Source organism: Intrasporangium sp. (genome assembly GCF_035280925.1).
In the GTDB taxonomy this organism is placed as follows: Bacteria; Actinomycetota; Actinomycetes; order Actinomycetales; family Dermatophilaceae; genus Intrasporangium.
Window position 1 is genome coordinate 1 of the sequence record NZ_DATEEY010000198.1, and the last position, 7,679, is coordinate 7,679.

The following is a 7,679-nucleotide window of genomic DNA, read 5'->3' on the forward strand; positions in this document are numbered from 1 at the left end:
GGTCATCCGGTCGCCCCACGACTCGCGCCGGTGCGAGGTGACGAGCAGCAGCCTGCTCCCCGCCTTGGCGGCATCGACGATCTGCCCGACCCGCGGGTCGCTGAACTCGACCGGCTGGGTCGTCGTCCACTCCAGGGCATCGATGACCGTGTTGCCCGTGACCGGGATGGTGGCCTCGTCGATCCCCTCGCGCAGCAGGTTTGCCTTCGACGTCGACGTCGGCGCCAGGTGCAGCGAGGCCAGCGGTGACGTGAGCCGGCGGTTGACCTCCTCCGGGAACGGCGAGTAGATGTTGCCGGTCCGCAGGCCCGCCTCGAGGTGGACGACCGGGATCTTCTCGTAGAACGCGGACAACGCCGCGGCGAGTACCGTCGTCGTGTCGCCCTGGACGACGACGACGTCGGGCCGCACGTCCTGGAGCAGGTGCGAGGTCGCCAGGATCGTCCTGGAGGTGATCTCCGCGAGGGTCGCGCCGGGCGTCATGAGGTCGAGGTCGTGGGTCGGCTCGATGCCGAACAGGTTGTTGACCTGGTCGAGCATCTCCCGGTGCTGCCCGGTGACCGCCACCACGGGGGTGAGCTGGTCGTGCCGGCGCAGCTCACCGACGAGGGGCGCCATCTTGATGGCCTCGGGGCGAGTGCCGTAGATGGTCATGACGCGGTACATGGGGGTCCTCCTGCCGTTCCAGCGGCACAGCCTACCCGCGGGAGGCTCCGGCCCCGGAATGGCTCAGCCACGCCGCCCCTCATGAAGTGCCTCGCCACGCCACCACACCGCGTCTTCCAGCCAACCATGCCGTATGCCGCTGAGCTCGCTCCCAGGCCCACGCCCACCTTCGGGTCGGTCGGGACCCGACGGAGCGGCACAGGAATGCCCCTCAGGACATGACCGTCGACAGCGAGTAGCAGATACGTAGCATGATCGTGGCATGGCCCGAGTTCGCGTCAGCACGACCGTCGATGCGGAGCTGCTTCAAGCCGCTCGAGAGGCCCATGGCGGGCCGACCGATGCATCCCTGCTCGAGGCCGCCCTGCGAGCCCTGCTCGCGAGTCAGCGGTCGGCCGCCATCGACGCGGACTACGAGCGGGCGTACGCCGACCAACCGCTGGAATCGCCCGATGCGTGGGGCGACCTCGCCTCGTGGCGCCAACATTCGGGCGCATCGTGACGCCCGTGCCGGAGCACGGTGACGTCTGGTGGAGCGAGTCACCGTCCTTCGGGCGCCGTCCGGTCGTCGTGCTGTCGCGGGATGCGGCCATCCGGGGTTTGCGCCGGGCGCTCGTCGCGCCGTGCACGACGAGGGTGCGGGGACTGCCGTCCGAAGTCGACCTCGATCCCCGGACTGAGCCAGTTCCGTGCGCCTGCGTCGCGAGCCTCGACTCGGTCCAGTCCGTCTCGCTCAGCCTCCTCGTCGAGCGACTCGGCCGGCTCAGCGAGGAACGGATGCGGCGGGTCTGCGGGGCGCTGGCCGTCGCGGTCGGCTGCCCCGAGCCCCGCTGAACGGTGCTTTCCCGATCCCTGAGCGCCGGTTCGAGGTACGAATCCGCTCAGGGGAGCGGACGCATACCTCCAACCAAATACCTCGAACCGAATACCTCGAACGGATGTCAGCGCTGCGGTCGCCACACCACGAGCGCCTGGGAGGCGAACGTGCGCTTCGGCCGCTGGCCCGGACGGACCGCGACCACGTCGCCGCGCGGACCCGCCGCGAAGACCCGCTCGCCCGAGCGCTCCCGGGCGAGGGTGGACCGTGCGGTGTCCAGCTCCATGACCAGCTCCGCGACGCGGGACCGGAGCGCCTCGACCTGGTTCTCGAGGTCGAGGATGCGCTGGATGCCGGCGAGCGACACGCCGTCCTGGGAGAGTCGCTGGATCTCGCGCAGCAGCGACACGTCACGACCGCTGTAGCGGCGGCCACCGCCCTGCGTGCGGGACGGGGAGACCAGCCCGAGTCGGTCGTACTGCCGCAGCGTCTGGGCGTGCATGCCGGCGAGCTGGGCAGCGACGGAGATGACGAAGACCGGGGTCTCGTCGTCCGGCGCCATGGGGTGCTGGTTCGTCCGTGCCATCGTCACCACCTTCATCTCATTGCTCGTCCTTCCGCTCGTTCCTGGCTCTCACCGGCTCGCACCGGGGAGAGCCTCAGAGCCGGGCCCGCTGGAAGAGGTCCGCCCGCGGGTCCTCGCCGTCCTCGGCCTTGGCCATCTTCTCGATCGCCTCGCGCGCCTCGTCGGTCAGGCGTTGCGGCACGACGACCTGGACCTTGGCGAGCAGGTCTCCTGCCTTGTCGCCGCGCTTGATGCCGCGGCCCCGGAGCCGGAGCACCCGGCCACTGGGAGTGCCGGGCGCAATCTTGACCTTGACCGACCCGCCGTCGAGCGTCGGCACGGCAACGGTCGCGCCGAGTGCCGCCTCGGCAAAGGTCACGGGCAGGTCGACCGTGAGGTTGTCGCCCTCGCGGCCGAAGACCGGGTGCTTGTCGACCGACACGGTCAGGATGAGGTCGCCGGCCGGCGCGCCCGGGTCGCCCGGGCGGCCCTTGCCGCGCAGCTTGATCTTCTGACCGTCCTTGACACCCGGTGGGATCCGGGCCGTGATCCGGCCGAGCTCCGGCGACGTCAGGGTGACCGTCGAGCCCTCGGCCGCCTCGCGGAAGCCGATCCGCGTCGAGGCCGAGACGTCGGCGCCGGCGCGTGGCCCGGCGGTGGAGCCGAACCCACCGGGATACGTGCCCCCACCCGGGAAGCCGGCACCCCCGCCGCCGAACATCTGACCGAGGAGGTCCTCGATGTTCGGCTGGGCACCGCCGGTGCCGAAGCGGACCTGCTCGCCGCCGCCGAAGTTCGCGAAGATGTCCTCGAAGCCGCCCGCGCCGCCGGGAGCAAACCGCGCACCGCCGTGGGACATGGCCCGGATCGCGTCGTACTCGCGGCGCTGCTCAGGGTCGGACAGGACCGCGTAGGCCTCGCCGATCTCCTTGAACCGCTCCTCGGCCTTCGCATCACCGACGTTGTGGTCGGGGTGCAGGTCCCGGGCGAGCTTGCGGTACTTCTTCTTGATCGTCGCGGCGTCTGCGTCCTGGGGCACGCCGAGGATCGCGTAGAAGTCCTTCTCGAACCAGTCCTGGCTAGCCATGGCGCACCTCCGTTCCTCTCATCTTGCCCGTCCCGCCGCCAGTCAAGCGGGGTCCGCCACCGACACGCGGGCGGCCCGCACGAGCCGCTCGCCGATCCGGTATCCGGGCTGGATCACCTGCACGACGGTCGTGCCGGTCGCCTCCTCGGGCAGCTCCGCCTCCACGTGCATGAGCGCCTCGTGGACCGTCGGGTCGAACTCCTCGCCCTTCTCGCCCAGCCGCTCCACGCCGAACCGCCCGAGAATCGACTCGAGCTTCTCCGCGATGGCCGCGAAGGGGCCGTCCTCGAGGGCACCGGCCTCCCGGGCCGAGTGGATGTCGTCGAGCACCGGCAGGAGCGACTCGACGACGCCGCCGACCGCCGCGTGCCGGATCACGTCACGGTCCCGGTCGACGCGCTTCTTGTAGTTGACGTACTCCGCCTGGAGCCGTTGCAGGTCGGCGAGCAGCGTCGCCGCCATGGTGTCCTCCTCCGCCAGCGCCGCCTCGGGTCCGTCCGAGGCGGCCTCCTCAGCGCCGGGCGCCTGGTCGGGCGCCGGGCCGGGCGTCTGGCCGGGCGCCTGGTTTGACGCATGGTCGTACTCGTCGTCACCGCCCGGCTCCGCCGACGCGCCGGCACCGCCCTCGTAGTACGTGTGCTTGGGGGAACCCCACCGGGGCGGGATGCCGGCGTCGCCGCCGGCACCCCCGACACCCTGGTCGGCGCCGGCCGGCTCGCGTCCGGCGCCTTCCCGGGTCAGGTCCTCGGGGGTCACGCCCTGGGGATCACTGGTGGTCACTTCGCGTCCTTCACGTCCTCGTCATCGATGACCTCGGCGTCGACGACGTCGTCCTCCGTGCCATCCGAGGCCGAGGCACCCTGGCCGGCCGAAGACCCGTCCGACCCCGCCCCGGCGGAACCGGCGGCGGCAGCGGAAGCGGACTCAGCGGCATACACCGCCTGTCCCATGGCCTGTGACGTCGTGTTGAGCGCCTCGATCTTGGCCTTGATGTCCTCGACACTGGCCTCCGAGGCCTCGGCAACCGCGCCCTTGAGGTCGGCGAGCGCCTCCTCGACGGGCGTCTTGACGTCCGCCGGCACCTTCTCGCCCGACTCCTTGAGGAAGGTCTCGGTGGAAAAGACGAGCTGCTCGGCCTGGTTCTTGACCTCGGCCTGCTCGCGACGCTGGCGGTCCTCCTCGGCGTGCGCCTCGGCGTCCTTGACCATGCGGTCGATCTCCTCCTTGGAGAGGGCCGATCCGCCGGTGATCGTCATCTTCTGCTCCTTGCCGGTGCCCTGGTCCTTGGCGGAGACGTTGACGATGCCGTTGGCGTCGATGTCGAACGTGACCTCGATCTTCGGCACACCGCGCGGCGCCGGGGCGATGCCGGTGAGCTCGAACGTGCCGAGCGACTTGTTGTGCTGCGCGATGTCGCGCTCACCCTGGAAGACCTGGATGAGCACCGACGGCTGGTTGTCGTCGGCCGTGGTGAAGATCTCGGAGCGCTTGGTCGGGATGGCCGTGTTGCGCTCGATGAGCTTGGTGAACAGGCCCCCCTTGGTCTCGATGCCGAGCGAGAGCGGCGTGACGTCGATGAGCAGGACGTCCTTGCGCTCCCCCTTGAGGACACCGGCCTGCAGCGACGCACCGACCGCGACGACCTCGTCCGGGTTGACGCCCTTGTTGGGCTCCTGGCCGGCCATCTCCTTGACGAGGTTGGCCACGGACGGCATGCGGGTCGAGCCGCCGACGAGGACCACGTGGTCGATGTCGGAGATCTTGATGCCGGCGTCGTCGATGACGCGCTGGAAGGGAGCCTTGGTCCGGTCGAGCAGGTGCTTGGTCATCTGCTCGAACTGCGCACGAGTCAGCGACTCGTCCAGGTGGATGGGGCCCTCGGGCGTCATCGAGATGTACTGCGCCGAGATGTTCGTCGAGGTCGCCGACGACAGCTCCTTCTTGGCGCGCTCGGCCTCGTCACGGAGGCGCTGCATCGCGATCTTGTCCTTGGCCAGGTCCTGGCCCGTCTTGTTCTTCACCTGCGTGATGAGGTGCTGGACGATGACGTCGTCCCAGTCGTCGCCACCGAGGTGGTTGTCGCCGTTGGTCGCCCGTACCTGGATCGTCGCGAAGCCGTCCTCGGCGTCCTTGCCGACCTCGAGGAGGGACACGTCGAAGGTGCCGCCGCCGAGGTCGAAGACGAGGATGAGCTCGTCCTCCTTGCCCTTGTCGAGGCCGTAGGCGAGCGCCGCCGCGGTGGGCTCGTTGACGATGCGCAGGACGTTGAGGCCCGCGATCTCACCGGCCTCCTTGGTGGCCTGGCGCTGGTGGTCCTCGAAGTACGCCGGCACGGTGATGACCGCGTCGGTCACCGTCTCGCCGAGGTAGGACTCCGCGTCGCGCTTGAGCTTCTGGAGGATCCGGGCGCTGATCTCCTGCGCCGTGTAGGACTTGCCGTCGATCTCCGGCGTCTTCCAGTCGGTGCCCATGTGGCGCTTGACCGACCGGATCGTCCGGTCGACGTTGGTGACGGCCTGGCGCTTGGCGACCTCGCCCACGAGCACCTCGCCGTTCTTGCTGAACGCGACGACGGACGGGGTGGTGCGGCCGCCCTCAGCGTTCGCGATGATGGTCGGCTCGCCGCCCTCGAGGACGGAGACGGCCGAGTTGGTGGTACCGAGGTCGATTCCGACCGCACGTGCCATGAGTGATCTCCTTGGTTTCCAGATGGGGCCGTATGCCGCTGAGCTCGCTCCCATGGGCTGGCTCAGTCGTGCTCGGGCCGGGTTCGGTCTGTGGTGTTGGCCTGTGTTCGCCGCTCAATCTGCTCCCTGCAGCCTCATGTTGTCAAAGCCGCACTCGCAAATCTTGCGTCCGTCAGACTCAACTTTACGCCTCCCAGGATTGTTCCCCGCCAGCCGGAGGCGTGTCGGTCACTCCCCACTGGGTGCGAAGGTGGGAGAACCGCGCTACGGCTACGCGCTCATGACAGGTGGGCCAGCGTGCAGTCGTCCAGCCAGCCGCCGTCCCGTCCGAGAACGGCTGCGCGCTCGGTGCCCTCGAGCCGGAAACCGTTCTTCACCAGGACCCGGATCGATGCCTGGTTGTCCGCGAACACCTTCGCGACGATCCGGCGAATCCCCGCCTGGTGGTGCAGCGCGGGCACGAGCAGGGCGACGGCGCCGCTGGCCACTCCCTTGCCCCACATTCCGGGGTGAACCGAGTAGCCGAGTCGGAAGTCCCACGCCTGCGGCTCGGGGCCCAGCGATCCGGGCCGGTAGCGCCGACCGCCGATGTCTCCGACCACCTGACCATCGACCACGATGGCGCACAGCAGTTCGCCCGCTGTCGAGGTGCGCTCCGCGACCATGGCCCGTGCGCCCACGATCGTGGCCGGGATGCGCGAGATGTACCGCTGGCCCTCCGGACGTCGCTGGTACTCGAAGAACGCGTCGGCGTCCGCCACTGAGGCGGGCCGGATGGTCAACCGGGAATCCGACAGGGGCCAGGCAATCTCGAGGTCAGCAGTCTCTCCAGTCCGCACGGAGCCATCCTCGCGATCGGGGACGACCGGGGTCCACCGCGTGCGTTGGTGCTCCGGAAAGCTGCGCAGCCAGTCCGGCAGTGGCTGAGTCGGCGCGAAGGCGCTGGAGACGTAGCGGTCGGCGGACCCGCCGGTGCCCCGGACGCGCGGCGCCAAGGGCATCGGAAGGGTTGGCTCGTTCAGGCGCTGCCGAGCCGCTGGCGGAGCAGGGCCTTGCCGAGCTCGGCGCCCTTGCGGCTGTCGGCCTGAGCCTTCGCGAACAGCTCAGCCACCTCGGTGTCGCCGTCGCGCTTCGCGTCGGCCTGGTACTGCTCCAACCGCAGGGCGTTGTTGAGGCAGCTCTCGACGAACCAGATCAGGTTGTAGTCCTTGTCCCTGGTGCCGGTGATGTTGCCGGTCTCGGTGTTGCTCGTCGACATGGCTTCTCCCGTTGGATCCATTGCCTGATGGTCGACGCTTACCCCTGCCCTGGCGGCCCAAACGAGCCGCGCCGCCACGACGGCGTCAACGTTCCGCGGCCGTCCGAGCCGACCGATCGCGGATGCCGCGCAGCTGCTTGATCCCCATGAACGCGCTGACGACGGCGAGGGGTTCGACGATCGCGACGGCGCTGGGACGGAGGAGGGCGTAGCGCTCCCGCACGAGCAGCCGGGTCCTCCGGCCGGGATGCCGGCGGAGCACGAAGGCCCACGTGTAGTCGAAGGGAGCTCCGTCCAGACCGCCGCCCTGCCGTCCCACGGGCCCGGGTCGGAGCACGAGATGCGAGCCCGGCTCCACGGACCAGACCGTCAGCGCGACCTGCGGGTGCAGCCGCACCTCGTCGCCCACGTCGACCGTCTGCAGCTCCGGCACGATTCGGTCGACACTGTGGATGTCGCATCCGGCGAGGTTCTCGAGCCAGTCATGGCTGTACAGGCCACCGCGTCCCTGTCCCAGCTGGGCGACCCACGGCCAGACGGCGTCTGGCGGAGCGTCGATGGTGATGGCCCGCGTCGCGACGCGTCGCGCGTCGGAGATC

10 protein-coding genes are annotated in these 7,679 nt (G+C 69.8%); 2 read left to right on the forward strand and 8 right to left on the reverse strand.

All coding sequences use genetic code 11. The annotated features are described in order from the left end of the window. On the reverse strand, positions 1–666 hold a 666-nt coding region (gene wecB, locus VJN29_RS17790), incomplete at its 3' end, for a non-hydrolyzing UDP-N-acetylglucosamine 2-epimerase (RefSeq protein WP_324144976.1). 262 nt (positions 667–928) lie between these two features. On the opposite strand from wecB, the gene VJN29_RS17795 reads away from it, so the two are divergent. Beyond that, positions 929–1,168 (forward strand): antitoxin MazE5, encoded by a 240-nt coding sequence (locus VJN29_RS17795; RefSeq protein WP_324144977.1) that lies wholly within the window; start codon positions 929–931, stop codon positions 1,166–1,168. A gap of 5 nt (positions 1,169–1,173) precedes the next feature. Continuing rightward, a complete protein-coding gene (locus VJN29_RS17800) occupies positions 1,174–1,500 on the forward strand; it encodes a type II toxin-antitoxin system PemK/MazF family toxin (RefSeq protein WP_324144978.1) in 327 nt (108 codons plus the stop codon). A 107-nt stretch (positions 1,501–1,607) separates the two neighbouring features. On the opposite strand, the gene VJN29_RS17805 is transcribed toward VJN29_RS17800, so the two are convergent. The 7 genes from VJN29_RS17805 to VJN29_RS17835 all read right to left on the reverse strand — a co-directional run. Next, the gene (locus tag VJN29_RS17805; RefSeq protein WP_324144979.1) at positions 1,608–2,069 is read right to left on the reverse strand and encodes a heat shock protein transcriptional repressor HspR; all 462 of its coding nucleotides are present in this window, start codon (positions 2,067–2,069) and stop codon (positions 1,608–1,610) included. Between the two features lie 73 nt (positions 2,070–2,142). Beyond that, complete coding sequence (locus tag VJN29_RS17810) at positions 2,143–3,135, reverse strand: DnaJ C-terminal domain-containing protein (RefSeq protein ID WP_324144980.1); 993 nt, start codon at positions 3,133–3,135, stop codon at positions 2,143–2,145. A gap of 42 nt (positions 3,136–3,177) precedes the next feature. Further along, complete coding sequence (locus VJN29_RS17815; RefSeq protein ID WP_324144981.1) at positions 3,178–3,915, reverse strand: nucleotide exchange factor GrpE; 738 nt, start codon at positions 3,913–3,915, stop codon at positions 3,178–3,180. Then, complete coding sequence (dnaK, locus tag VJN29_RS17820) at positions 3,912–5,822, reverse strand: molecular chaperone DnaK (RefSeq protein ID WP_324144982.1); 1,911 nt, start codon at positions 5,820–5,822, stop codon at positions 3,912–3,914. The genes VJN29_RS17815 and dnaK overlap by 4 nt, the downstream gene beginning before the upstream one ends. A gap of 278 nt (positions 5,823–6,100) precedes the next feature. Next, positions 6,101–6,661: a GNAT family N-acetyltransferase gene (locus tag VJN29_RS17825; protein ID WP_324144983.1), complete on the reverse strand. Its 561-nt coding sequence runs from the start codon at positions 6,659–6,661 to the stop codon at positions 6,101–6,103. A gap of 179 nt (positions 6,662–6,840) precedes the next feature. Beyond that, the gene (locus VJN29_RS17830; RefSeq protein WP_324144984.1) at positions 6,841–7,080 is read right to left on the reverse strand and encodes a hypothetical protein; all 240 of its coding nucleotides are present in this window, start codon (positions 7,078–7,080) and stop codon (positions 6,841–6,843) included. A gap of 85 nt (positions 7,081–7,165) precedes the next feature. After that, the coding region (locus tag VJN29_RS17835) for an SRPBCC family protein (RefSeq protein ID WP_324144985.1) at positions 7,166–7,679 on the reverse strand (514 nt) is incomplete at its 5' end.